Here is a 24,686-nt window from a genome sequence, read left to right as displayed (position 1 = left end):
TCTGTAAACCGGGCCCGGGCTTTCAACTCGGGGTGCCTGCGCTCAGCGCTTCCAGGATGAGGGGCTCTTCGGCCATGAAGTCCTGTATGGCGAGGGACAGATCTTGCATGTGGTTCTCGAGTTCCGTGCGCTCGTCCGTCTGATCCAGGGCCCGCTCTAGCTTGCCTGCCGCTTCCCGGATGGCGTGGAGTCCGCAAAAGGCCGAGGAGCCGTGGATCTTGTGGGTGATGTCGCGGGCATCCTCCAGCTTTTCGTGGGTCACGGCTGCGTTCAGTTCCGTCAGCTGTCGTGGCAGTTCGGTGAACAGCTTGCGGCAGATGGTAAGAGCCAGTTCGCGGTTACCCGAGGTTTTTTCCAGCAGGGCGTCGGCGTGGGGCGCCCGCACCGCCGGGATTGCCGGCTGCGAAGCATCGCCGCGGGGTGGACCCAGGTGTCCCTGGACGAGTTGCCGCAATTGTTCCTCGGTGACGGGTTTGATCAGGCAATCCATGAAGCCGGCTTCCATGACCTCCCGGCGCTGCGCCGGCTGGGCATGAGCGGTGATGGCAATGACCGGCGTCTCATGGTTGGCACCCGGCAGCTTACGCAGTTCCCGAATCACCGTGAGTCCGTCCATTCCGGGCATCTGCAAATCCAGGATGATCAGGTCGAAAACAGTGTCGCGGCTGGCGCTCAAGGCCTCTGTTCCGTCCTTGGCCGATTGCACGCTGGCGCCCAAGGCCGTGAGTTGCGCGCCGAGCAGGATGCGGTTGATCTCGTTGTCGTCGGCAATCAGGATGGTGCGGCCCAGCAGGTCGGGAACCGCGAGGCGCTGGTCGGCGGAACGTTTTGCGAGGCTCTCGGTGTTCGGATGCATGATCAGTTTGCGCAAGCGTTCGGTGGGGACGGGTGCCATCAGGCAGACAGCGCCGCTGCGGCGATAGAACTCCAGTAGCCGGTTCTCCGCGGTGGGCAGGATGACCACCGGACGGGCACCCAGGCGGCCGGCCTGCTCCAGCCACTGGGTCATGGATGAGTGCATCTCGCCTTCCTGGGCCGTGGCTTTCAGCAGCACCGTACGGCCATGGGTCTCCGGCCGGTAGCTGGATACGAAAGCCTCCCAGTTGGCAAAACTGGTCACGCTAGAGGAAACGGTCTCCAACTGGAAGCGCAGGGCCTGCCGTGAAAGACGGTCGTTATCCACCAGTACCAAGGGAGTGCTGGCCGGTGGAAGTCGCTCCTCGCCGGCGGTTTGGGTGATGGGCAGGTCGAACCAGAAGGTTGTGCCGCGCCCGGGCCGGCTGGCCACCTGGAGATGGCCGCCCATCTTGTCGACGATGTTATTGGCGATGGTCAGACCGAGACCGGCGCCGCGCTCGCGGTCGATGGCGTAGTCGCTGAGCTGCTGAAAGGGGACGAACAGATTCGCCAAGTCGCGGGCGTTGATCCCGCGCCCACTGTCGGACACCGAGAACAGCAGCTTGGGTGCGCCCAGCGGCTTTTGCAGGCGCACGCGCACTACCACGCGCCCGCGGCGGGTGAATTTGAGGGCATTGCTCAGTAGATTGTTGATCACCTGTTGCACCCGGATCGGATCGCCCAGCACCGAGGCGGGTACGTCGGGGGCGACCCAGAGGATCACGGGCAGATGGGGCGAGCGCTGCATCTGCAGGGCGATGGCGTCCTCCAGATAGGGTCGCAGCATGAACATGTGGATGTTCAGACTGATCTTGCCCGCTTCCAGGGTGGCCAGGTCGAGGATCTCGTTGATGATGGCCAGCAGGTTCTTGGCGGACCGCTCGATCAGGCGCAGCTTTTCGTTCTGCTCGTCGTTCAGCGGCGTCTGCCCCAGCAGTTCGGCGAAGCCGATGATGCCGTTCATGGGCGTTCGGATCTCGTGGCTCATCTGCGCAAGGAACTGGGACTTCAACGCCGTCTGCCGTTCCGCGTTGCGCCTTGCGGCATCCAATTCGGCGTTGCGCCGCTCCAGGGACTTGAGGGTGTTCTGCAATTGCCGCGTGGCGTCCTGGATCTGCTGTTCCAGGGTCTGGCGGTTCTTCTGCAGCTCCGCCGCCATGGCGTTGAAGCCGGCCTGCAGGTAAGCCAGTTCGGCGCTGGCCGGCACATTGGTGCGCGTTTCCAGGCGGCCCTCGGAGAGCGCATGCACGGCGCTGGTCAGCGAAATGATCGGTGAACCGATGCGGCGCCCCATGCGGTCGGCGAGCAAACCGGTGAGCAACAGCCCGCCCAGTCCTATGGCCAGGGCATGAATCAGGGTTTCACGTTGGCGCTGTACCGTCTCGCTACCTGACAATACCAGGCGCACGGTGCCGATGGGCCGGGGTGCCGCTGAGGAGCCTTCTGCCGGCGCTTCCAGCACGGCGGCGGACAGCAGCAGGCGTTCCGACTCCCGACTGGCGGAATTGCGCCTGGAGCCGGCTATCTTGCTGTGGATGTCCCACACTTCCACCTCCACCACGTCGCTTTCCTTGAGGATCTCCTGGGTGAGGCGCCTGAGGGCGGAAACGTTTCCGTCCGCCAGGTTGGTCGCAGCAACCGCCGTCAGCTGCTTGAGTATGATGTCGCCGCGTTCGCGCTGGCTGTTGTAGAGATCTTCAAAGCGCGCATTGACGAAGTAGCCGGCCATCACGATGCCAATGAGGGCTGCGGGCAACAGGCCCAACAGTAGCAGGCTGGCTTTGATTCCGGGTTTGAACCTCAAATGCGCGTTCCGAGTCGTAAAATGAACAGCGGCGCATCGGCCGAAAGCGAATGCGGTCTTATGCACCCGGCGTAAGCAGCCGGACGCGCTGACTCAATGGGTCACGCGGGCTATGACCGGGAACCCGACCGCTAATTGTAGAGGGTGCGCGTGCAATGCGACAGTATGGTAATCGACGCGGCGCGGGCGTCAAAGCCTTGCGCCGGTGAGAGGCGGGCCAAGCGGCCCTTGGGAATGAAGCTTGCTGTAGTGCAGTACAGAGCTGTGGTGCCGTTCAGAACAGACGGGGCAGCAGTATGAATCCCCATACGCATCCGGCCAGCGCGAGGGACAACAGCACCGCCGCCGAACCCACGTCTTTCGCTCGGCCGGACAGTTCGTGGCGCTCGAAACTGATGCGGTCGACCACGATCTCGATGCCGGTGTTCAGCAACTCGACGATCAGCACCAGCAGGACGCTACCCAGCAACAGGGCCTTTTCCACGGGGCCCTGGCCCAGCCAGAGGGCCAGGGGTGCCGTCGCCGCCAGCAGATACACTTCCTGGCGGAAGGCTTCCTCGCTGAGCCAGGCCGCCTTGAAGCCTTTCATGGAGTTGAAGAAGGCCGCATAGATGCGGGCCATGCCTTTCAGGTTCTGTCCTGCCATGGGTATCGCTACGTCGTGCTGAAAAGGGGAAATCGCGGTCGGGTCAGTCCCGGCGGGTGATGGCTTGCGCCCAGATGCGGTCCACCCAGGCCTGGTCGATATGGAAATTGCCCTCGCAAATCCAGTCTACCACCGCCTGAGCCACGTCGGGATAGCGCACCTCGACGGCCTGGCTGTGTTCCAGCCAGGTTTCGATGCTGGCGGAGTCCAGGGACTGCATCACCTGTCCCAGTTGCAGCAGTTCCAGGGCAAGGGCATTGGACATCTGCTCCATCTGGCCCTGCAAGGGTTTGGCCAGGAGCTTCTTGCCCTGATGCAGGGATTCGCTGGCCAATTCGAAGCCGGCGTTGCAGATCACCCCGGCGGCATCGGCGAAATCCGCCTGGAAACCGGCGCGTGAGAGCTGCCTGACATGGATGTGTTCGGCCGGTTCGTGGCGGTCATGGGGCATGGCCGGGCTGTAGATGGTGAACTGGTGGTCATGGAAGCGGCGCAGCAGACCGATGACGTGATCCACGTCCTCGAAGGGCAGGTAGACAATGATCTTGCGCGGATCCACAGGTTTGCGTTCCGCCCCGGTCTCGAAGATGGGCGGCAGGATCGGATGATGGAAATGGTGCCAATGCACGCCCAGGCCCAGCTTCACCGGCGCGAAATACCGCAGTATCTGCGTTCCGAGGAAATCGGCGGCGGCCTTGGGGATGTCGTAGCCGAAAGCGTATTGATGACCGATGCCGAGGACGTGCTTGACGCCCTGCAGCTTCGCGGCCCAGGCCGTCACCGGCTCGAAGTCGCTGATCACCAGGTCGTAGCCGCCCAGGTCCAGTTGCCGCACATCGCGCGCGAAGTTCAGCAGGTTGTTGCGGAAGGCGGTACGGACATGCTGGATATGTCCGTCGCGGGTGCTGAAGGTCAGTCCTTCGCGCCATTGGTAATCGTCGAACACCTCCATTTCAAACAGTTGTTCCCAGGGCCGGCCGGAGAACAGGTAGTCGACTTCTATGCCCGCTTGTTTCAACTTGGGCGCCAGGGCTCTGGCGCGGGTGATGTGACCGTTGCCGGTCGCCTGCACACCAAAAAAGATTCTCACGCGTTCAAAATCTCCAGACTCAACAGGGCCAGGCCGCTGCCCATCAGGGCGCCGATGAAGGTGTCAGTGGGGAAGTGCACGCCCAGCACCACCCTCGCCATGCCCACCAGGGATGCCCAAGTGAGCAGAAGGGGAGCGAGCGGCGGGTGAAAATAGCTGAGGCAGGTAGCCACCAGGAAAGCGGCCGAGGTATGCCCCGAGGGAAAGCTGAATCGGTCCGAGGGAACGATGAAACTCTGGATGTTCAGCACCACTGGGGGGCGGTCGCGCCGGCACAGGTTCTTGAGGATCGCATACAGCGGGCGTTCCATGAGCAACCCCAGCACGAGGCTATGCAGCAGGAGCAGGTCTGCGGGGGTCTTCGAGCAGAGCAGCGCGGCTCCCAGCAGCACATAGAGGGGACCGTCGGCGGTTTTCGATATCCAGCGCGCGCAGTGGACCTGGAACTTCTGGGTCTTGCGGCGCATGACCCAGCTGAACAGATTGATGTCGAATGTGGTAATGGTGTGCATGAGCTTCATGGCGCTTACCTCGTGGCATGGACCTCGGCGCCTGTCCCTGGCCTTTGGCTTTGCTCGGCCGCCAAACCAACGGGCGGCGGCCAGGCTTCCCTTGACTGTTCGTTCAGCTTAGAAAGCATTCATGACAGAGACGTGACTGGATGATGATCAGTCCGTGACAGAAGGCGGGGCGGACTTGCGAGCGGAGCGCTGCCACCAGGCGGCCGGGCGCGCTTCGTGGCGGGAAATCGGCGCCAGATGGCCTTCGAACTGTCGCGCGCACCGGGTCCAGGAGTAGCCCATGGCATAGGTTCTGCACGCGGCCGGGTCGAGGGTCATGGCCTCGAGCGCCGCTTCCCGCAGATTCTCGCTGAGACAGCCCACCCGCTCGTCGAGTATGACGTCCTTGGGGCCCTGAACTGGAAAAGCGGCAACCGGCACGCCACAGGCCAGGGCCTCCAGCATCACCAGTCCGAAGGTGTCGGTCAGGCTGGGAAACACGAACACGTCCGCATCAGCCAGGTGCATGGCCAGTTCCTCACCCATCCGGTAGCCGACGAAGCGGACTTCCGGGTGCCTGGCTTCCAGTTCCTCGCGCTGCGGACCATCGCCAATCACCAGCTTGCTGCCGGGCAGGTCCAAGGACAGGAAGGCCTCGATGTTCTTCTCAATGGCGACGCGGCCCGCATACGCAAAGACCGGCCGCGGCAGGTCCAGATAGCCCTTGTCCCGTGGCCGGAACAGATCCGTGTCCACGCCCCGCGACCAATGCACCGGGTTGGCGAAGCCGCGTCCCTTGAGTTCCTCGATCAGGGTGGGTGTCGCCGCCATCAGACGTGTGCTCCCAGAATGAAACCAGCGCAGAAAGGCGTAGCTCCAGGCCAGCGGGAAACGCAGGCGCAGGTGGATGTATTCGGCGAAACGGGTGTGAAAGGAACTGGTGTAGGGCAGGCCGCGTCGGCGGCAGTAGTTGCGCGCCGCCATCCCCAGAGGTCCTTCCGTCGCGATATGGATGGCGTCGGGCTGGAAGCGGTCCAACCGCTCCCGCAGCCCCCGGCCGCAGCCCAGGGCCAGACGGATTTCGTGGTAACCGGGACAGGGCCAGTTGCGGAACTGGTCCGGTGTGAAGGTCTCGACGCTGTGGCCCAGGTTTCTCAGTTCTTCGCAGGTCTTGAGCAGGGTGGTGACGACGCCGTTAACTTGTGGGCGCCAGGCGTCCGTGATCAGGGCAATTTTCAAGGGTCGATTCCTCAAGTCGTTGAATGCTTTCTTCCACCCAGCGGATGACAGAGAGTTCGCCAGTAGGCGACTCGGCGAGGGCGGTGCAGCTTTCCACCCAGTCGCCGCAGTTGGCGTATTCGATACCGCCTGCGGTCTGGCGCAAGGCGGCGTGGTGAATATGGCCACAGATGACTCCGTCCAACTGCTCCTCGCGTGCCGCGTGCAACAGGGCCTCCTCGAAGGAGAAGATGAAGTTGACGGCGTTCTTGACCTTGTGCTTGATGTAGGCCGACATGGACCAGTAGGGGAAACCCAGGATGCGGCGGGCATGGTTGAACCAGCGGTTCAACTCGATCAGGAGGTCGTAGGCTTCGCTGCCAAGCATCGCCAGCCAGCGGCTGGAGCAGACGACGCCGTCGAACTCATCGCCGTGCAGCACCAGGAAGCGGCGGCCGTCGGCGGTCCGGTGGACGGCGCGTTCCACGATCTCGACGCCATTGAAGACCGTGCCGATGTGCCCGCGCAGGAGTTCGTCGTGGTTCCCCGGAATGTACTGCACCCGGGTCCCGTTCTTGGCCATGGCGAAGATGTGGCGCAGGATTTCGTTGTGCAGTCCCGGCCAATAGAATCCGCCTTTCAGCTTCCACAGGTCGATGATGTCGCCGACCAGGTAGAGCTGCTCGCAGTCCACGTGGCGAAGAAAATCCAGCAGATACTCGTCCCGGCAACCACGCGTGCCGAGGTGTACATCGGAGATCCAGACGGTGCGGTAGCGCAGTCGCATGATTTGACCTTTCCGGGTGTTGGGCTTGCGCACAAGATAGAAAGGCCGTGTTACGGTAGCATAACGCCTTGATTACGATTGCGTTACGGCTGGAAGGTAGTATGTTGGGAAGGTAGTATGTTGGAAAGAATGCGCGCGCCAGGAGCGCGACCGGGCAGGGAGTGAGGTGAGCGGGGGGGCTGGCTCGGGCCTAACGCTGGGGTGGTTTAGGCCCGGGCCGGGTGCTTATTTTTCGGCTAGCCGCGAACGCACGAAGAGGAAGGCCGCTTCCACCGCGGCCGTGATTGCTCGCTCGTCGTTCACGCGCTCTTCATCGGTGAGGTAGAAGGCGTAATCCACCGGATGGCGGATGTAGCGCGGCTGCAGTCGGTTGAGCGCGACGCAGGCCACGTCCGCAAGGATGCCGGGGTCTTCCGCCATATCCGGGAAAAGGTCGGCAGCCTTGGTCACCGCGTCGAACACGGCGCGCTCGCGGTAATTGTGGACGGAAATGAAGTCGGCGTTCATGGGTTTCCTCCTGCGGCGCGTCCATGGATTGAGGCTCACATACTGGCGAGCCCAACGATATTGTAGCCGGCATCCACGTACATGATTTCGCCGGTGATGCCGGAGGCCAGGTCCGAGCAGAGGAAAGCTCCCGCGTTGCCCACTTCCTCGATGGTGACGTTCTTGCGCAGGGGCGCTGCATCGGCGGCCTTGCTGAGCATCTCGCGGAAGTTGTTGATGCCGGAAGCGGCTAGGGTGCGGATGGGGCCGGCGGAAATGGCGTTGACGCGAGTGCCTTCCGGACCCAGGGCCACGGCCATGTAGCGCACGTTTGCTTCCAGGCTGGCCTTGGCGATGCCCATGACATTGTAGTTCGGGATCGCCCGTTCCGCGCCCAGATAGCTCAGGGTCAGCAGGGCGCCGTTGCGGCCGGCCATCATCTCGCGCCCGGCCTTGGCCAGGGCGGTGAAGCTGTAGGAGCTGATATCGTGGGCGATGGCGAAGTTCTCGCGGGTCACGGCGTCCACATAATTGCCATCCAGCGCTTCGCGCGGCGCGTAGGCCACGGAGTGCACGATGCCGTCCAGCCCGTCCCAATGCTTGGCCAACCCTTCGAAGACCTCAGCGATCTCCGTGTCGCTGGCGACGTCGCAGGGCAGGACGATCTTGGAGCCGAATTCCTCCGCGAACTTCTCGACCCGGTCCTTGAGCTTTTCGCCCTGGTAGGTGAAGGCCAGTTCGGCGCCTTCCCGCCGCATGGCTTCGGCGATGCCGTAGGCGATGGAACGGTTGCTGGCGACCCCCACGATGAGGATCTTCTTGCCGTGCAGAAAGCCCATGATGTCTCCTCTTCAGCTTTGTTTTTGTGATGATGGCGCGCAATTCTACCGGATTGCCGCGTATTACGGCTATCGGCGGCGGCTTTGCTGTGGGGGGCTTACGCGGGGGCGCCGCTATCGGCTGCGATGCCCGCGGCCTGGAACAGGGCCTGGGTGTAAGGATGCTGCGGGTTCGCCGCCAGCGCCTCGGCCTCGCCCTGTTCCACCAGCACGCCGTCCTTGAGCACCAGGATGCGGTGGGACATGGCGCGCACCACCGCCAGGTCGTGGCTGATGAACAGATAGGAGAGGCGGTATTTCTGCTGCAGGCGCGTCAGCAATTGCAGGACCTGCTGCTGAATACTGACATCCAGGGCCGAGGTGGGCTCGTCCAGGATCAGCACCTCGGGCTTGAGGATCAGCACCCGTGCGATGGCGATCCGCTGTCGTTGTCCCCCGGAGAATTCGTGGGGGTAGCGCGGCAGGGCGGAGGCGTCCAGGCCCACTTCGCTCAGCGCCTCGGCCACGAGCCGCTCACGTTCGTCAGGGGAAAGATTGGGCTGGTGCAGCGCCAGGCCCTCGCCGACGATCTCGGCGACGGTCATGCGCGGAGAGAGCGATCCGAAGGGGTCCTGGAACACCACCTGGATGCGGGAACGCAGGGCGCGCCGCTGCTCGGCGGAGAGGCTGGCCACATCCTCGCCGTGAAACAGCACTTGGCCCCCGGCCATTTTCTGCAAGCCCAGCAGGGCCATGGCCAGGGTGGTCTTGCCGGAGCCGGATTCGCCCACCAACCCCAGGGTCTCGCCCCGGCGCAACTGCAGGTCAATTTCTTTGACCACGGGGGTGCTGACCGACTTGAACCAGTTGCGGATGCCTTCCAGCTTGCGCGGAAAGCTGACCGCCACGCCGCGCCCTTCCAGCAGGCTTGGGGCACCTTCGCCCAGGGGGCCGACCTCGCGCCGGGGACGGCTGTCGATGAGCATGCGGGTATAGGGTTCCCGGGGCGCAGTGAACAGGGTCTCGGTATCGGCGCATTCGACCAGCCGGCCGCGTTCCATGACGCCCACCCGACTGGCGAAGGAGCGCACCAGGTTGAGGTCATGGGTGATGAGCATCACCGCCAGGCCGTATTCCTCTTGCAGGTCGCGCAGCAGTTCGACGATCTGTGCGCGTATGGTCACGTCCAGGGCGGTGGTGGGTTCATCCGCCAGCAGCAGTTTCGGCCGGCAGGCCAGGGCCATGGCGATCATCGCCCGCTGGCGCTGTCCGCCGGAGAGTTCGTGGGGGAAACTGCCGAACTTGTGGGCGGCCTCGGGAATGCCTGTGCGCTGCAGCAGGGCCACCGCCCGCTGCACGGCTTCCCGCCGGCCCAGACCTTCGTGCAGTTCCAGGGCCTCCACGATTTGCTTGCCCACCGGGAATAGCGGGTTGAGGGCAGTCATGGGCTCCTGGAAGATCATGGCGATATCCGCGCCGCGGATCTGCTGCATGTCCGCTTCGAGCTTCTGCAGCAGGTTTTCGCCGCCCCAGAGGATCTCGCCGCGGGTCTCGGCCTGCTCCACCAGGCGCAGGACGCTCAGTGCCGTGACGCTCTTGCCGGAGCCGGACTCGCCCACCAGGGCGAAGCGCTCGCCCGGGGCAATGGCAAAGCTGACGTCCCGCACGGCCTCGACGCCGCCGCCGAAACGGACGCTGAGCCCGCGTATCTCCAGCAGCGCCGTCATTGGCTGCCCGCCTTGCGGGTGTCCATGGCGTCGCGCAGGGCCTCGCCCATGAAGGTGAGCAGCAGCAGGGTGATTACCAGCACGGCGAAAGTGGACAGTGAAATCCACCAGGCATCCAGGTTGTTCTTGCCCTGGGACAGCAGTTCCCCCAGGCTCGGAACCGAGGGCGGAACGCCGAGCCCTAGGAAGTCCAGGCTGGTGAGGGCCAGGATGGCGGCGCTCATGCGGAAGGGCAGGAAGGTGATCACCGGGGTCAGGCTGTTGGGGAGGATGTGCCGCCACATGATCTGCACATTGCTGAGGCCCAGGGCGCGGGCCGCGCGCACGTACTCCAGGGTGCGGTTGCGGTAGAACTCGGCGCGGACATAGTCCGAAAGCCCCATCCAGCCGAAGGCGGAGAGCAGCACCACCAGCAGCCACAGGCTGGGATCGAAGATGGAGGCGAAGATGATGAGCAGGTAAAGCTCGGGCATGGAGCCCCAGATCTCGATCAGCCGCTGGGAAATGAGGTCGAAGCGCCCGCCGAAAAAGCCCATGAGGGCGCCGGTCAAGACCCCAATGAAAACGCCGATGGCGGTCAGGGCGAGCCCGAATAGGATGGACAGCCGGAAGCCATAGAGTAATCGGGCGAACACGTCGCGGCCGCGGTCGTCGGTGCCCAGCCAGTTTTCCGTAGAGGGCGCGGCCGGGTTGGGCGAGGGCGCGAAATAATTGAGGGTATTGAACGAATAATGGTTCAGGGGGTACAAGGCGAAATTGCCGGGTTCGGCGAAGCGCTGCTGCAGGAACGGGTCCAGGTAGTCGGCGGGCGTGGGAAAGTCGCCGCCGAACACGGTTTCCGCATAGTCGTTGAACAAGGGGCAGTACCATTGCCCCTGGTAATGCACCAACAGCGGCTTGTCGTTGCTGATGAGTTCCGCGCAGAGGCTGATGCCGAACAGCAGCAGGAACAGGATCAGGCTCCAGTAACCGAGACGGTGGCGGCGGAAACGCAGCCAGGCGCGGCGGCCGGGGGAGAGCCGAGATTCCTGTCGGTCTGGTAATTCAGCGGCGTTCAATGAATCTTCCTGGCTACCTTAAGTAATTTCGGGACGATCGGCTCCATTGCCGTGGGCATTAGGACCCGTTCAGCCGCGCTGAGCCTCGCAGCTCGCACAAGGATCAGCCCGAAGGGGCACAGCAGGGACGCGGTGCGGCGGCGGAGGGCAATGGATGGCCCTTCCGCCGGCCCCGCAGTGCGAGCGAGAAGCTCAGGAGCTTTCGTGACTGTCGGGCGGCCTTTTCTTTGGTTACTTTCTTTTGGCCGCGCAAAAGAAAGTAACCCGCCTTCGGGTGCGGGAACCCGAAATAAAAAGGTTATCGCGTAGCGATTCGACATAAATTCAAGGCATTACCGCGAGTCACGCAACGGTTATCGTTAATCAATGGATTCAAAATGAATCCGCGGGTCCACCCACACATAACACAGGTCCGAGACCAGCTTGGTCACCAGGCCGATGAGGGTGAACAGATACAGCGAGCCCAGCACCACCGGGTAGTCACGCCGCACCACCGACTCGTAGGACAAGAGCCCCAGGCCATCCAGGGAAAACAGTGTTTCGATCAGCAGTGAGCCGGAAAAGAAGGCGCCGATGAAGGCTGCGGGAAAGCCTGTCACCAAAGGGATCAGGGCGTTGCGAAAAACATGCTTCCACAGCACCTGGCGCTGCGACAGGCCCTTGGCCCTGGCGGTGAGCACGTATTGCTTGCGGATTTCCTCGAGGAAAGCGTTCTTGGTGAGCATGGTGATCACGGCGAAGCTGCCCACCACCTGGGCCGTCACCGGCAGGGTGATGTGCCAGAGGTAGTCGAGGATCTTGCCGCCCAGGGTCAGTTGCTCCCAGTTGTCCGAGGTCAGCCCGCGCAGGGGAAACCATTGCACGAAGCTGCCGCCGCCGAACAGCACCAGCAGCGCGACCCCCAGCACGAAGCCGGGGATGGCGTAGCCCACCAGCACCACCAGGCTGGACAGAGTATCGAAGCGGGTACCGGCGCGCACTGCCTTGGCGATCCCCAAGGGCACCGAAATTAGATAGGTGAGGATGAAGGTCCAAAGCCCGAGGCTAATGGACACCGGCAGCTTGGAACGGATCAATTCCGCCACGCTGGTGTGCTGGTAGTAGCTCTCACCCAGGTCGAACACCAGGAATCGCTTCAGCATCAGGATATAGCGCTCCAGGGGCGGCTTGTCGAAGCCGTACAGCGCCTGGATTTCCTTGAGCCGCTCTTCGTCCACGCCCTGGCGGCCTTTGTAGGCGCCGGCGGTGCTGCTGGCGGCCTCGCCGCGTCCCATCTGGCCGTGGCGCAGCTCCGTCATCATCTGCTCCACCGGGCCGCCGGGCACGAACTGGATCACCACGAAGGTCAACGTGATGACCCCCAGCAGGGTGGGCAGCATCAGCAGGATACGCTTGAGCAGATAACTCCACATGGGGCTAGGGCTCCTTCCACCAGGTGGTGACCACCCAGTCATCGGCCCGATAATACAGGGGCAGGGTTTCCGGGAATCCGAAGCCGCGCCGGTAGGCGACCCGGTGGGTGGTGCTGGTGTAATGGGGCACGATGTAGAAACCGGCCATGAGCACCCGGTCCAGGGCGCGGGCCGCAGCCACTAGATCGGCCCGGGTCGAGGCGCCGAGTACCGACTGGATGATGGAATCCACCGCCGGGGAACGCAGCCCGACATAGTTCTCCGAACCCTTGACCTCCGCCGACTGGCTAGCGAAGCGGTCCATCAACTCGTTACCCGGACTCTGGGTGGCGGGGTAGGGCACGTCGATCATGTCGTAATCGAAATCCTCCACCCGCTTCTGGTACAGGGCATTGTCAGTGATGCGCTCGGTGGCGCGGATGCCGAGGCGCTCCAGATTGCGGATATAGGCCCCGTTGACCCGGGACATGACGCCGTTGTCCAGCAGTTCGAAGGCAAAGGGCTCGCCCTTGTCATTGCGCAGCGCGCCGTCGCGGTAATGCCATCCGGCTTCTTCCAGCAAGGCCCTGGCCTTGCGCAGGTTGTCGCGCAGACTGGAAGGCGGCGCGGTGCTGGCCGGCGGCGGGAGCGGTGCGAACACCGAAGGCAGAAGCTGCGCCCGCAGCGGCTCCAGCAGTTTCAACTCATCCGTCCGAGGCAGGCTGCCGGGGGTGCCGATGGCGGCCAGTTCGGTATCGAAGAAATAGCTGTTGAGGCGGGTGTATTGGCCGAAGAACAACTGCCGGTTCATCCACTCGAAGTCGATGGCCAGGGCCAGCGCCTTGCGCACGCGGATGTCCTGAAACAGCGGCCGGCGCAAGTTCATCACGAAACCCTGCATGCCGGCGCCGTTGTGATGGGGGAATTCGTGCTTGATCAACTCGCCGCTGCGAAAGCGCGGACCCTGGTAGCCGCGCGCCCAGTTCTTGGCGCGGAACTCGAAGCTGACATCGAAATCCCCGGCCTTGAAGCCTTCCAGTTGCGCCGTGTCGTCCCGGTAGAGTTGGTGGACGATGCGGTCGAAATTGAACATTCCCTTGCGCACGTTCAGGTCCTTGCCCCAATAGTTGGGATCGCGGCGGTAGGTGATGGAACGGCCGGGATCGAACTTCTCGATGAGGTAAGGCCCGCTGGAGACCGGCTTTTCATAGGCCAGCTTGTCGAAGGGCGTCACGCTGCCGTCCGGCTGGCGACCCCAGTCCTTGGAGAACACTGGCATGGTGGCGACGATCAGCGGCAGTTCGGCGTTGGGCACCTTGAATTCGAAGCGTATCTCGCGCTCGGACATGACGGTGACTTTGGCCACGTCCGCATACATGGAACGGAACAGCGGGCTGGCCAGCTTGCTCACCAGGGTGTCGAAGGAATCCTTCACGTCCTGGGCCAGCACCGGCGCCCCATTGGAAAAATGCGCCTTGGGATTGATATGGAACACCACCGATAGCCGGTCGGGTGCCAGGCGGATATCGTCCGCCAGCAGCCCGTAGACACTGGCGATTTCGTCGCTGGAGCCGGTGGCCAGGCTCTCGAACAGCATGGGCCCCAGGTCCGGGGCGGCGATGCCCTTGAGGGAAAAGGGATTGAACTTGTCGTAGCTGGGCTGCTGCACGGGAGAGAGGGTTAGCGTTCCGCCCTTGGGCGCCTGCGGATTGACATAGCCGAAGTGGTCGAAGCCCGCCGGGTACTTGGGCTCGCCGTACTGGGCGATGCCGTGGGCGGCGAAAGCGGGGGAACTGCACAGGCAGAGCAACGCTGCCGCAAGGCGCGGCCCGTTCAGGGGTGAAGGGCGAGGGGAGTTCATCGGGCGGAAAACGTGCGGGTATGGGCGGCAGGTATCCATGACTAGCCGAGCGAAGGATGCGGGAAGCCCCTGCGACTGTCAAGCCGACAGGATTTGCCGATCAATTTCCCTCCATCAGGCCGCTGTGAGGTGTCAGCCATACGCCATTCCATGTAAGCTAATCCAACGTTTTTCCTGATGAATATCTTATGTTGCTGCAATTCAGTCTGAGCGCCGGTTGCCGTTTACGTGGGTTCGGCACATGAGCCGGCTCAGCATCATCCATCATGCCGCTCCGACGCCGGAACAACGTGAGCTCATTTTCGACCGCGTTGGCGGTGAGATCATAGAATCGCTGGACCACTGCTGGTTGTGTCACGCCGCGGCCATCGGTCCGGCGGGGCTGGCCGACCTGCGTGCCGCGCTGCCCTTCGACATCAATCCGCTGCCAGAGGGTTTCGTTCCGGGCGAGGTGCGCCTGATCGTCAGCGACATGGACTCCACCCTGATCGCCATCGAGTGCATCGACGAGATCGCCGACATGCTGGGACTGAAACCCCAGGTGGCCGCTATCACCGAGGCGGCCATGCGCGGCGAGCTGGAGTTTGCGGAGGCTCTCACCCGGCGTGTGGCCCTGCTGGAAGGCCTGCCGGCCGAACAACTGCAACGGGTGTATGACGAGCGCCTGCGGCTCAATCCGGGGGCCGAGACCTTGATGGAAACAGCGAGGAGGCTGGGTATCAAGACCGCTGTCGTCTCGGGCGGCTTCACCTTCTTCACCGAACGCGTGCGTCAGCGGCTGGGTTTGGATTATGCGCTGGCGAACGAGTTGGAAGTGACGGAAGGCCGTCTCACCGGCCGCGTGCTGGGCACCATCTGCGGAGCCGAGGCCAAGGCGGAATTTCTGGAACGCACCTGCCGGGAGCTGGACATTGACTTGGCCCAGAGCATTGCAGTGGGCGATGGTGCCAACGACCTGCCCATGCTGAACCTGGCGGGGCTGGGCGTGGCCTATCACGCCAAGCCCAAGGTGCAGGCGGAGGCCGACGTAGTGATCAATCATGGCGGGCTGGACAGCCTTTGCCATTTTTTGTCTCCGCTGCCCGGCGCAGCATTTCCTAAACACGACGAGGAGTTGGAATGCGGTACTGGCTGATGAAAAGCGAACCGGGCGCCTTCAGCATCGACGACCTGGCGTCCCGCCCCGGGCAGACCGAGCCTTGGGATGGCGTGCGCAACTATCAGGCGCGCAACATGATGCGCGACGAGATGAAGGTGGGCGACCCGGTCTTCTTCTACCACTCCAACTGCGAGGTGCCGGGCATCGTCGGCATCGCCCGGATCGCGCGGGAAGCCTACCCTGATCACACCGCCTTCGACCCGCAGCACATTCATTACGATTCCGGCAGCGATCCGGCCAATCCGCGCTGGCTCATGGTGGACGTGCAGTTCGAGCGCAAGCTCAAGCGCACCATCCCCTTGAGCGAGTTGAAGGACCGGCCGGAACTGGGCGGCTTTGCCCTGGTTCGCCGCGGCAATCGCCTGTCGGTGATGCCCGTGACCCAGGCCCAGTGGGAGTTCATCCTAGGCCTGGAGTGATGGGGGCGCGTTCAGTCCTTGACCGGGCGCTTCTCAAGTTTTCTTTGGAGGGTGCGCCGATGCATCCCGAGTGCGCGTGCCGCCGCCGAGATGTTGCCGTCGTGCTCCACCAGCACCTTCTGCAGGTGTTCCCATTCCAGACGCTTCACGGATAAGGGCTTGTCCTTGATCTCCACCTTGTCATCGCCGGCGTCCTTGTGCAGCGCTGTCATGATCTCGTCCGCGTCCGCCGGCTTGGTGAGGTAATGGATGGCCCCAAGCTTGATGGCCTCCACGGCGGTGGCGATGCTGGCAAACCCGGTAAGCATGACGATGCGCGTATTGTCGTCCAGTTCCACCAGGCGCTTGACCATGTTCAGCCCCGAGTCGTGGCCGATGCGCAGGTCGATGACGGCATACTCCGGTTCCACTTCCTCTGCGGTGGCGATGCCGGCCTCCAGGTCGTGGGCGACGAAGACCTCGAAATGCCGTTTCTCCAGGGCTTGCCGCAGCACCATGCAGAACGTTTTGTCGTCGTCCACCAGCAGCAGGCGAGGATTCTCTGAGGTTTCGGTCGTGTCGCTCATGCGGTCCAGTTTTCGTTCGAGGGTGAAAGTGGCAGGGTGATGCGGGTCTTGGTTCCGGTGCCATCCTTGCGCGGCAGCATCTGGATCTGCCCGCCCAGGCGCTCAATGGCGGCGAAGGCCAGGAACAGGCCCACGCCCAGGCCATGTTCCTTGCTGGAGACGGGCGCCTTGCCGATGCGCGCGGAGACCGCCGGGGTGATGCCCGGACCCTCGTCGCGAATTTCCAGGCTGGCGTATTCGAAGGTCCAGCGGGCCGACAGTTCGACCTTGTGGGGGGATACGTCGGCGGCGTTGTTGAGGATATTGATGAGCGCGTGGGTGAGGGTTCGCTCCGCCAGGATGCTCGGGCTGGGCTCATAACCCTGTTTGAGGTACTCCAGCGCGGAGCCGGGGCGCTGCTGCCGCCAGCTTTCCACCACTTCGTCCAGGTAGCTGGAAACCGGCATCACATGGCCCGCCTCCGCCCGCATCTCCCCGGCTGAAGCGGACATGACCGAAAGCGCTTCCTTGCAACGGTTCACCTGCTCCCTGAGGATCTTCATCTTTTCCAGCATGTCGGGGCATTCGGCCTGTTCGTACTCCTGCTCCAGATCGTGGATCAGGATGGCCATGGTTCCCAGAGGCGTGCCCATCTCATGGGCGGCGCCGGCGGCCAGGGTGCCCAGCGCCACGACGCGCTCGTTGCGCAGGGCCTGCTCGCGCACCTCCGCCAGCTTGCGCTCGCGGGCACGCAGGGTTTCTGCCATGCCGACGACGAAATAGGCTACCAGCACGGCGCTGAAGACGAAGCCGAACCACATGCCGAACACGTGCAACTCGATGTCGTGGTGTTCCATCATGGCGTGGAGGTGGGGTGGCGTGTCCTCGTTGAGCGTCATGGGCACGATCTTGGGCAGGGGTTCGTAGTAGCCCATGAGGATGGTGTAACAGGCGGAGGTGAAAACCACCATGTACCAGGTGAACGCCTGCGGCAGCACGGTGGCCGCGATGATGAGGGGGAGCAGGAAGAACCAGGCGATGGGATTGGTGGCGCCGCCGGTCCAGTACAGGATGGAGGTGATGGCCAGCACGTCGGCGCCCAATTGCGCCGCCAGTTCGATGTCGGTGACCGGGCGGTCGATGCTCAGGCGCAGCCAGGCATACCAGTTGAGTGCGACCTGGGCCGTGATGATGCCGGTGAGTGCCGCCTGGTGCAAAGGTATGTCGAGGCCATAGACGCTGATTAGGACAGTCAGCGCCTCCACGCAGATCATCAGGTTGCGCAGGATGAACAGCCAGCCGAGGTTCCTGCGAGTGGAACTGTCGGAAATGGCCGGAATGGGGATGCTGATCAGCGGTTCGGCGTTCATTCGCGCGATTCTAGCAGCAGGAGGCAGGAATCAAGCATGCGACAATTCGCCGCGTCTGCCGCTCGGCGGGAACCGGTACTCACCCGTTTGACCCGGGTCGCTGAATACGGCCTGCGGCCGCAACCGCCCGGATTACGCGACAATTTGTCACATTCCAAAAGTCAATACCCCTTGGTAACCTTTCGCTCAACTTGTTGGGGATTTGCCTTTTCAAGTGATTGATGCACGAACTGTGTGTTTCAAACCTCCTCTTTAGATGCAGGGATCCAAAAATCCCTGCATTTTTTATGTCTACTTCCTGCTGAAACCTTCAGCCCCAAGCCCCCGGAATTCAACGTGCCCGCAGGCTGTCGCATTGCGGTTTATTGCCCCCGGCTTGAGCTTGCTGCATGAGCGTCAAGGCAGACGGGATCCGCGCTTCCAGGTCTTTCATGCGCGTGCCGTGTGAGGGATGGGTGGAGAGAAATTCCACCGGCTGGGACCCTCCGCCGGCACGGTCCATATTTCGCCACAGATCCAGGCTTTGACGCGGGTCGAATCCGGCCTTGGCCATTAGATCCAGACCCAGCAGGTCGGCCTCGCTCTCCTGCAGCCGGTTGTAAGGCAGCAGGATACCGTATTGCGCTCCCACGCCGAGCAGCCCCATCAGGCTTTGGCCTGTGGCGCTAGTCGGGCTGGCGATCGCCTGCAGCACATTGAGCCCTTGGCTCAGGGCCATTTGCTGGGACACGCGCTCGTTGGTATGACGAGCCAGGACGTGGGCGACCTCGTGGGCCAGCACCGTAGCGAGTTGGTCTTGGTTGGTGGCCACGGCGAAAATGCCGCTGTGCACCCCGATCTTGCCGCCCGGCAGGGCAAAGGCATTCGGTGTGGCGTCCTGGAAGACGACCACTTCCCATTGCCCACCCGTCTCTTTCACGATGGCGCCGGCCACGCATTCCACGTAGGTATTGGCGCGAAGATCGCGGTCCAAGGGAGTTTTGCCCTTGATGTTGACGAAAGCCTGATTGCCCATCTGTGCCATCTGGCTGTCCGGCATCATGGCGAATTGGGTGCGCCCCAGTGGGGTGGTCGCACAGCCTGAGAGCAACAGGAGAGCGCCCAGAAGGACCAACAGTCTTGGCATGCAGGAATCCATAAATTGAGAACTGGCGCTGATGATAGCGAAACCGTGCGAGCGGCTTCAATCGTCGCCGGTCTGCGACACCGCCGCTGCTTCAGGGCAGGCCACCCCAGTGCCTCCCAGGCCGCAATAGCCGCTTGGGTTCTTGGCCAGATACTGCTGGTGGTAGGCTTCCGCGTAATAGAAGTCCGGCGCCGGCGCGATTTCGGTGGTAATGGCTCCAAAGCCGGCCCGTTGCAGCGCTTTCTGATAGATTTGCCGGCTTTCCACAGCAAGCCTGCGCTGGTCTTCCGAGTAGGTGTAGATGGCGGAGCGGTACTGGGTGCCGAAGTCGTTACCCTGGCGCATGCCTTGGGTGGGATCATGGGATGTCCAGAACAGACGCAGCAGATCCTGATAGGAGATGACACCGGGGTTGAACACCACCAGCACCACTTCCGCATGTCCCGTGAGGCCGGCACAGACTTCCTCATAGCTCGGGTTAGGCGTGAAGCCACCTGCGTAGCCGACGGCGGTGATATATACTCCGGCCTGCTGCCAGAAGCGTCTCTCCGCGCCCCAGAAGCAGCCCAGACCGAAGATCGCGGTCTCCAGCCCTTCCGGGTAGGGCGGTGGCATGCTGTGGCCGTTCACGAAATGGTGTTGAGGGACTGGCATGGGGGTGGAACGCCCGGGTAGGGCGGTCCGGCTATCCGGCATGGTCGTGTGCTTCATTGAGGCCCCTTGAGGTACGGAGTGAATCCCGCGTAAAAGTGTGCGGCGTGATGCGATGTATAAACAGACATTGGATTGAAACAAAAGGTTCTCCGCCAGTGACTTCGATCGGGGCGGGCTTCATTCCTGAGGACACACTGGCACCACCCATGTTCCAAAATTGCCAAGAGCCATGACGCGCTGGCGCCCCGCGGGGGAACGTAAGTCCCCTTATATTACCCCCGAGGGTTATGCGCGGCTTCAGGAAGAGCAGCAGGCGCTGTGGGCCCGGCGTCATGAGGTAACGGCGGCGTTGGCAGCGGCCGCCGCCGAGGGTGACCGTTCCGAAAATGCCGAATACATCTACCGCAAGAAGGAACTGCGCGAGATAGACCGCCGGATCCGCTACCTGCAGAAGCGCCTGCCCGATCTCACGGTGGTGACGGAAACCGCGGGCAAGCGCGGCCGCATCTATTTCGGCTGCTGGGTCACTGTCGAGGATGAGGCGGGCCGTGAGTCGACCTACCGCATTGTCGGCCCCGACGAACTGGATCCCAGCAAGGGCTGGATCAGCATGGATTCGCCGGTGGCCCGTGCCTTGCTGGGCAAGGCCCTGGACGATGAGGTCACGGTGGCGACGCCCGCTGGCACGGCGCGCTATTACATCACCGCGCTGGGCTACGTCCCGCCCGATGAGGTCTGAGCGGACTCGCGGCCGGTTTCACATCAGGCAGTGGCTGTTGTCCGCCAGGGCTTGCGCGGTGGTCGCAAATTCCTGTTCGCGGCTCAGGAAGGCATCGACGATGGATGGGTCGAAGTGACTGCCGCTGCCTTCGATGATGATCTGCCTCGCTTTTTCGTGGGGAAACGCGGGCTTGTAAACCCTGGCGGTGGTGAGGGCGTCGTAGACGTCGGCCAGGGCCAGGACGCGGGCCGCCAGTGGAATCTCGGCGCCGCTCAGTCCCTTCGGGTAGCCGCTGCCGTCCCAGCGCTCGTGATGGCAATAGGCGATGTCCATGCCGGTGCGGATGAAGCCTTGATAGCGGCATTCCTCTAGCACCGAGCGTAGGGTATCGCCACCGATGCTGGCATGGGTCTTCATCAGCTCGAACTCTTCTTCCGTATGGCGTCCGGGTTTCTTCAGGATATGGTCCGGAATGCCCACCTTGCCGATGTCGTGCAGGGGAGAGGAACGCACCACGTCCTCGATGAAGGCCTGCGTTATCTGCGGTCCTAGCACGGGATGGCTGCGCAGCGCCTCGCAGAGCAGCCGGCAATAAACCTTCAGGCGATTCAGGTGCTGCCCGGTTTCCGGGTCCCGGTATTCCGAGAGCTTGGCGAGGGCCATGATCACCGCATCCTGAGTCTCGTCCCGCTCCTGGTGATGCTGCCGTCCGCGCAAGGCGATGGATGCCGAATCGGCGATGGAATTCGCTGTCGCAATGGCCTCCTCCGTGAACGGCGCGCGGCTGGTGCCAGACAGCATCATGATGCCTACCGGCTCGGAACCGGTCAGCAGCGGTACGGCCAGGATCGGAAAGTCCAGCAGGTGGGTGCGGTCCGCCGCGTTGAGATTCACCTCGTCTGGATCCGCGAAAACCTGGATGCGGCGCTTTGCCAGGACGCTTCCCGCCAGACACTGGGCTGATTCCAGGGTCGTGCCTGGGATATTGGGGTCCGTGGCGCCCAAGGCCTGCAATTGCCCCTTTTCCGCGTCAAACCCCCACAGTGAGACCAAGGGGCTTAGCAAGATCTTTGACGTGGTGTTGACCGTCAGATTGGCTACGGCGGCCACGCTTTCGAGGCCATTCAGCGTGGAGACGAACTCGTAGAGTCGTTTGAGCGTCCGCGTACGCTCGGCGACCTTGCCTTCCAGTTGCAGATTCAGTTGCTGCAGTTCCGCGTTTGCCTGGTTGATCTGACGGGTCAGTTCCCGTTCGGCGGTGATGAGGCGATGTTGCTCGAACGAGTCATCCAGGGCCTTGAGCAGAACTTCGTGGCTGACCGGTTTGTTTAGGAAACGGAAGATATTGCCGTGGTGCAGGGCTGACACCGCCACGTCCAGTTCGGCGCGGCCGGTGAGCATGATCGAGACCGTGTCGGACGAGAGTTCTCGGATTCGGCGCAGGAACTCCACGCCATCCATGCGCGGCATGTTGTAGTCGGACATGACCACCGCGAATGGCCCTTCGCTCTGGAAAACCTCCAGGCCTTCGGAGCCGCTACCTGCGGTAATCACGTCATACTCCCTGCGCAGCTGGCGTCTGAGTGCGGAAAGGATGTTCGGTTCATCGTCGACGCTCAGAATTCGCCGCTTCGTCATCCCGCAGCTCCCTTGCCTTGATCCAAGATATCGTCCGCCATTTGCCGCCAGCGGTCCACTTTCTCGCTGACACCGATACGCGTCAGGTATTCCATATCCAGCGTGTGCGCGAAGAATCGCTCGGGCGGACCGGACTTTTCGGCCAGGATGGCGACCGCGGCATGCACCGCCGTTACGCCGCAGAAACCGTGGTAGGTGAGTTCGCCGGGGTGGTGCTGCAGCAGAACCGATTCCACGATGCGCGGCGGCAGGGCCCAGAGGCCCAGGACGTAGCTCGCGGCTTCGGCATGGGTGGTGCCGAGCAACTGGTTTTCCGTGTCCTCGAAGGAAGCCGAGGGGTTCGCGGTCATGGCCTGCACCGCCTGGGTGAACTTGTCGGTCATGCGGGTGACGAAAAGCAGCAGCCCCAGATTGTGCAACAGGCCGCCCATGTACGCCTGGTCGGGGCGGTCGTCGCCGAGGTTCTGGGCCAGGGTGATGCGGCGGGCCAGGTTGGCCGTCTGGATCGAGCTGTTCCACAGGCTGTCGATGGAGATAGGCAAGTTCTTCACGGCGGGAGAGAAGGACTCGAATACATAGCTGCTCAATACCAGCGCGCGCAATTGCTTGACGCCCAGCAACGCTACGGCCTCGTTTACGCTGGAGACACGCCGGCCCAAGCCGAAAAACGACGAGTTGACCACTTGCAGCAGCTTGGCTGCGATGGACATGTCCTTGGCAATGATGGCGGCGATGGTTTTGCCATCGCAGCAGTCGGAGCGCAGCGCGTCATTGAGCTCCTGGTAGACCCGAGGCAGCGCGGGAATCTTGCCGATATTGCCGAGCGCCGCGCGGATGCGCGGATTCTCGATGCAATCACGGATTTTCAGGGTCTGGACGATGGCCGCCGATAGCGTGTCGGAATCGCAGGGCTTGGTGAGGAACTGGTGGGCCAGTTCCACCACGCGGGTCGCGGCGCTGGCCTCCACATGGCCACTAAGGATGATGCGTGCGACGGAAGGATAATCCAGCATCACGTGTTCCAGCAGTTGGTGGCCCTGCATCCCGGCCATCTTCATGTCGGTAACGAGCAGGTCCACGGGCTGGCTGGCGAGTATCTTCAAGGCGGCCTCGCCGCTGGTGACAAAGTGCATGTCCCATTCGGTGCGCTGGCGGCGCAGGACACGCTGCATGCCGGACAGCACGTTTTCCTCATCGTCCACGAAGACGATCTGTTTTTTGGGGGGCGTTTCAGGCATGTTCGGCTGCCGCCTTTTGTTCCAACTGCAAGGGTATCTGGATGTGGAAGGTTGTGCCCTGGCCTGGCTCCGATTCGAACCATAGCCGCCCGCCGTGCTTGGCCACGACCTGATGGGCGATATGCAATCCCTGGCCGGTGCCCTTACCCACCTCCTTGGTAGTGAAGAAGGGGTCGAATACCCGGTCCTGAATTGCCTCGGGTATGCCCGTGCCGGTGTCCTTGATGCTGATCTGCGCAAAGCCGCCGGTGTTCTGCGTGACCAGCGTGATCAACCCGCGTTCCGGTCCTTTGTCCGCGATGGCATGGGCCGCGTTGACGATGAGGTTGAGGAATACCTGGTTCAATTCAGACGCATAGCATTCCACGAGCGGTAGCTCAGCGAACAGGGTTTTGGTATCGGCCACATACTTGTATTCATTCTTAGCGATGGTCAGCGTGTTGCGCAATGCGGCGTTGATATCGACCGCGGTAACTTTTGCCCGGTCGATATGTGAGAAATCCTTCATCGCCCGGACGATGTGGCTAACGCGCTCCGTGCCTTCTATCGCCTGGCTGATGGCCTTGGGCGTGTCATCCAGTATAAATGCCAGGTCATATTTTTCCTCGGCGGCCAACATGCGCTCCCTGCACACGTCCGGTACCGACTCGGCGCAACGTTGGATTTCCGCGATCAGCGCGGAGAGATCCTCGAAGTTCTGCCGCAAGACATGCAGGTTGTCCCCGACGTACTGAATGGGTGTGTTGATTTCGTGAGCGACGCCTGCCGCGAGCTGGCCGATGGATTCCAGGCGCTGAGCCTGATGCAGCTGTGCCTCCAATTGCTTGCGCTGGGTAATGTCGGTGATGGAGCCGACGAAATAGCGCGCATCCGCGCATGTCATCTCTCCAATCACAATTTCGATGGGAAAGGTCTTGCCGTCGCGACGCTGCGCCATCAATTCGCGTCGCTTTCCAAAAAGGTCACTTCGACCGGATTCCTTCAAGCGTCTCAGATACTGGTCATGTGAGCTGGCGACTTCCGGCGGCATCAGCACGTTCACATGCTGCGCGATGAGTTCGTCGTTACCGAATCCAAACATGGCGCACAAAGCCGCATTGCATTTCTGAATTACGCCCGATTCATTGATAACGAGCACACCACTGCTGAGGTTGTTCAGGATGGAACGCAGTCGTTGTTCGCTCTCCGTCCGGTTTTCCAGCTCGAGGTGAATCTTGTCCAGGGCCCGGCCCAGAAAGTACCCATACAGGCCCATGACAAGCGGGGCCGAATCCAACAGCCATAGGTTGAGAAACTCCCGGTGCAGGGCGACTGCAGACTCAAAAGAAAACGGAAAGCCGTGATAGTGCATCTCCATGGTGCAGCCAATCACAGGAAACGCCAGGCCCGCCAGTGCAGACAAACTGGAAATCAGGTGAGCGTAACGATAGGAACGGGGCATAAAATCGACTCGATCACTCAATACGGCTGAGTATAGGCCAGCTTGAATGCAGCACGCGGATACGCCTCTGTTCAGGTTCGGCGTAGCGTTCA

At 62.5% G+C, this 24,686-nt stretch carries 22 protein-coding genes; 3 read left to right on the top strand and 19 right to left on the bottom strand.

Annotated features, from left to right (window positions below; all coding sequences use genetic code 11):
* Window positions 1–22: 22 nt before the first annotated feature.
* The 12 genes from EK23_RS00835 to EK23_RS00775 form a co-directional block, all read right to left on the bottom strand.
* Window positions 23–2,701 carry a response regulator gene (locus EK23_RS00835; RefSeq protein ID WP_045223381.1) on the bottom strand — a complete coding sequence of 893 codons (2,679 nt, stop codon included), beginning with the start codon at window positions 2,699–2,701 and terminating at the stop codon, window positions 23–25.
* A gap of 274 nt (window positions 2,702–2,975) precedes the next feature.
* Window positions 2,976–3,347 carry a diacylglycerol kinase gene (locus EK23_RS00830; protein WP_045223380.1) on the bottom strand — a complete coding sequence of 124 codons (372 nt, stop codon included), beginning with the start codon at window positions 3,345–3,347 and terminating at the stop codon, window positions 2,976–2,978.
* A gap of 43 nt (window positions 3,348–3,390) precedes the next feature.
* Window positions 3,391–4,437, bottom strand: a complete 1,047-nt coding sequence (locus EK23_RS00825; protein ID WP_045223379.1) for an MJ1255/VC2487 family glycosyltransferase — start codon at window positions 4,435–4,437, stop codon at window positions 3,391–3,393.
* Window positions 4,434–4,958: a phosphatase PAP2 family protein gene (locus EK23_RS00820; RefSeq protein WP_045223378.1), complete on the bottom strand. Its 525-nt coding sequence runs from the start codon at window positions 4,956–4,958 to the stop codon at window positions 4,434–4,436. Before EK23_RS00820 ends, EK23_RS00825 begins: the two co-directional genes overlap by 4 nt.
* Before the next feature lie 147 nt (window positions 4,959–5,105).
* Window positions 5,106–6,176 carry a glycosyltransferase family 4 protein gene (locus tag EK23_RS00815; protein ID WP_045223377.1) on the bottom strand — a complete coding sequence of 357 codons (1,071 nt, stop codon included), beginning with the start codon at window positions 6,174–6,176 and terminating at the stop codon, window positions 5,106–5,108.
* Entirely contained in the window at window positions 6,133–6,942 is an 810-nt protein-coding gene (locus EK23_RS00810) for a UDP-2,3-diacylglucosamine diphosphatase (RefSeq protein ID WP_045223376.1), read from the bottom strand. The genes EK23_RS00815 and EK23_RS00810 overlap by 44 nt, the downstream gene beginning before the upstream one ends.
* A 225-nt stretch (window positions 6,943–7,167) precedes the next feature.
* Complete coding sequence (locus EK23_RS00805) at window positions 7,168–7,449, bottom strand: late competence development ComFB family protein (RefSeq protein WP_045223375.1); 282 nt, start codon at window positions 7,447–7,449, stop codon at window positions 7,168–7,170.
* Window positions 7,450–7,484: 35 nt separating this feature from the next.
* Window positions 7,485–8,267 carry an enoyl-ACP reductase FabI gene (locus EK23_RS00800; protein WP_045223374.1) on the bottom strand — a complete coding sequence of 261 codons (783 nt, stop codon included), beginning with the start codon at window positions 8,265–8,267 and terminating at the stop codon, window positions 7,485–7,487.
* 98 nt (window positions 8,268–8,365) lie between these two features.
* On the bottom strand, window positions 8,366–9,973 hold the full coding sequence (locus EK23_RS00795; protein ID WP_045223373.1) for an ABC transporter ATP-binding protein: 1,608 nt from the start codon (window positions 9,971–9,973) through the stop codon (window positions 8,366–8,368).
* A complete protein-coding gene (locus tag EK23_RS00790) occupies window positions 9,970–11,031 on the bottom strand; it encodes an ABC transporter permease (protein ID WP_045223372.1) in 1,062 nt (353 codons plus the stop codon). Before EK23_RS00790 ends, EK23_RS00795 begins: the two co-directional genes overlap by 4 nt.
* Before the next feature lie 359 nt (window positions 11,032–11,390).
* Window positions 11,391–12,443 carry a microcin C ABC transporter permease YejB gene (locus EK23_RS00780; protein WP_045223370.1) on the bottom strand — a complete coding sequence of 351 codons (1,053 nt, stop codon included), beginning with the start codon at window positions 12,441–12,443 and terminating at the stop codon, window positions 11,391–11,393.
* 4 nt (window positions 12,444–12,447) lie between these two features.
* Complete coding sequence (locus tag EK23_RS00775; RefSeq protein ID WP_045223369.1) at window positions 12,448–14,283, bottom strand: extracellular solute-binding protein; 1,836 nt, start codon at window positions 14,281–14,283, stop codon at window positions 12,448–12,450.
* Window positions 14,284–14,524: 241 nt separating this feature from the next.
* Between EK23_RS00775 and serB the strand changes: the two genes are divergently transcribed.
* Both serB and EK23_RS00765 read left to right on the top strand, forming a co-directional pair.
* Entirely contained in the window at window positions 14,525–15,418 is an 894-nt protein-coding gene (gene serB / locus EK23_RS00770) for a phosphoserine phosphatase SerB (RefSeq protein ID WP_045223368.1), read from the top strand.
* Entirely contained in the window at window positions 15,403–15,861 is a 459-nt protein-coding gene (locus EK23_RS00765) for an EVE domain-containing protein (protein WP_045223367.1), read from the top strand. Before serB ends, EK23_RS00765 begins: the two co-directional genes overlap by 16 nt.
* Before the next feature lie 11 nt (window positions 15,862–15,872).
* On the opposite strand, the gene EK23_RS00760 is transcribed toward EK23_RS00765, so the two are convergent.
* From EK23_RS00760 to msrA, 4 genes are all read right to left on the bottom strand, one after another.
* The gene (locus tag EK23_RS00760; protein ID WP_045223366.1) at window positions 15,873–16,427 is read right to left on the bottom strand and encodes a response regulator transcription factor; all 555 of its coding nucleotides are present in this window, start codon (window positions 16,425–16,427) and stop codon (window positions 15,873–15,875) included.
* Entirely contained in the window at window positions 16,424–17,776 is a 1,353-nt protein-coding gene (locus tag EK23_RS00755) for an ATP-binding protein (protein WP_235281867.1), read from the bottom strand. The genes EK23_RS00760 and EK23_RS00755 overlap by 4 nt, the downstream gene beginning before the upstream one ends.
* 331 nt (window positions 17,777–18,107) lie before the next feature.
* Window positions 18,108–18,902, bottom strand: a complete 795-nt coding sequence (locus tag EK23_RS00750) for a M48 family metallopeptidase (RefSeq protein WP_045223898.1) — start codon at window positions 18,900–18,902, stop codon at window positions 18,108–18,110.
* Window positions 18,903–18,959: 57 nt separating this feature from the next.
* The gene (msrA, locus tag EK23_RS00745; protein ID WP_045223365.1) at window positions 18,960–19,613 is read right to left on the bottom strand and encodes a peptide-methionine (S)-S-oxide reductase MsrA; all 654 of its coding nucleotides are present in this window, start codon (window positions 19,611–19,613) and stop codon (window positions 18,960–18,962) included.
* 172 nt (window positions 19,614–19,785) lie between these two features.
* On the opposite strand from msrA, the gene greB reads away from it, so the two are divergent.
* The gene (gene greB / locus EK23_RS00740) at window positions 19,786–20,295 is read left to right on the top strand and encodes a transcription elongation factor GreB (protein ID WP_045223364.1); all 510 of its coding nucleotides are present in this window, start codon (window positions 19,786–19,788) and stop codon (window positions 20,293–20,295) included.
* Between the two features lie 18 nt (window positions 20,296–20,313).
* Here greB and EK23_RS21380 read toward each other — a convergent pair whose 3' ends face one another.
* From EK23_RS21380 to EK23_RS00725, 3 genes are read right to left on the bottom strand one after another with little or no spacing between them, the layout of a single operon-like run.
* Window positions 20,314–21,915, bottom strand: coding sequence for an HD domain-containing phosphohydrolase (locus tag EK23_RS21380; protein ID WP_052807774.1), 1,602 nt, complete (start codon window positions 21,913–21,915; stop codon window positions 20,314–20,316).
* A complete protein-coding gene (locus EK23_RS00730) occupies window positions 21,912–23,153 on the bottom strand; it encodes a response regulator (protein WP_045223363.1) in 1,242 nt (413 codons plus the stop codon). The genes EK23_RS21380 and EK23_RS00730 overlap by 4 nt, the downstream gene beginning before the upstream one ends.
* On the bottom strand, window positions 23,146–24,594 hold the full coding sequence (locus EK23_RS00725) for a two-component system sensor histidine kinase NtrB (RefSeq protein ID WP_052807772.1): 1,449 nt from the start codon (window positions 24,592–24,594) through the stop codon (window positions 23,146–23,148). Before EK23_RS00725 ends, EK23_RS00730 begins: the two co-directional genes overlap by 8 nt.
* Window positions 24,595–24,686 lie beyond the last annotated feature (92 nt).

Origin of the sequence: Methyloterricola oryzae (assembly GCF_000934725.1) — a bacterium.
Taxonomy (GTDB): Bacteria; Pseudomonadota; Gammaproteobacteria; order Methylococcales; family Methylococcaceae; genus Methyloterricola; species Methyloterricola oryzae.
The sequence above is the reverse complement of the archived record's forward strand: the minus strand, read 5'-3'. Positions and strand labels throughout refer to the sequence as shown.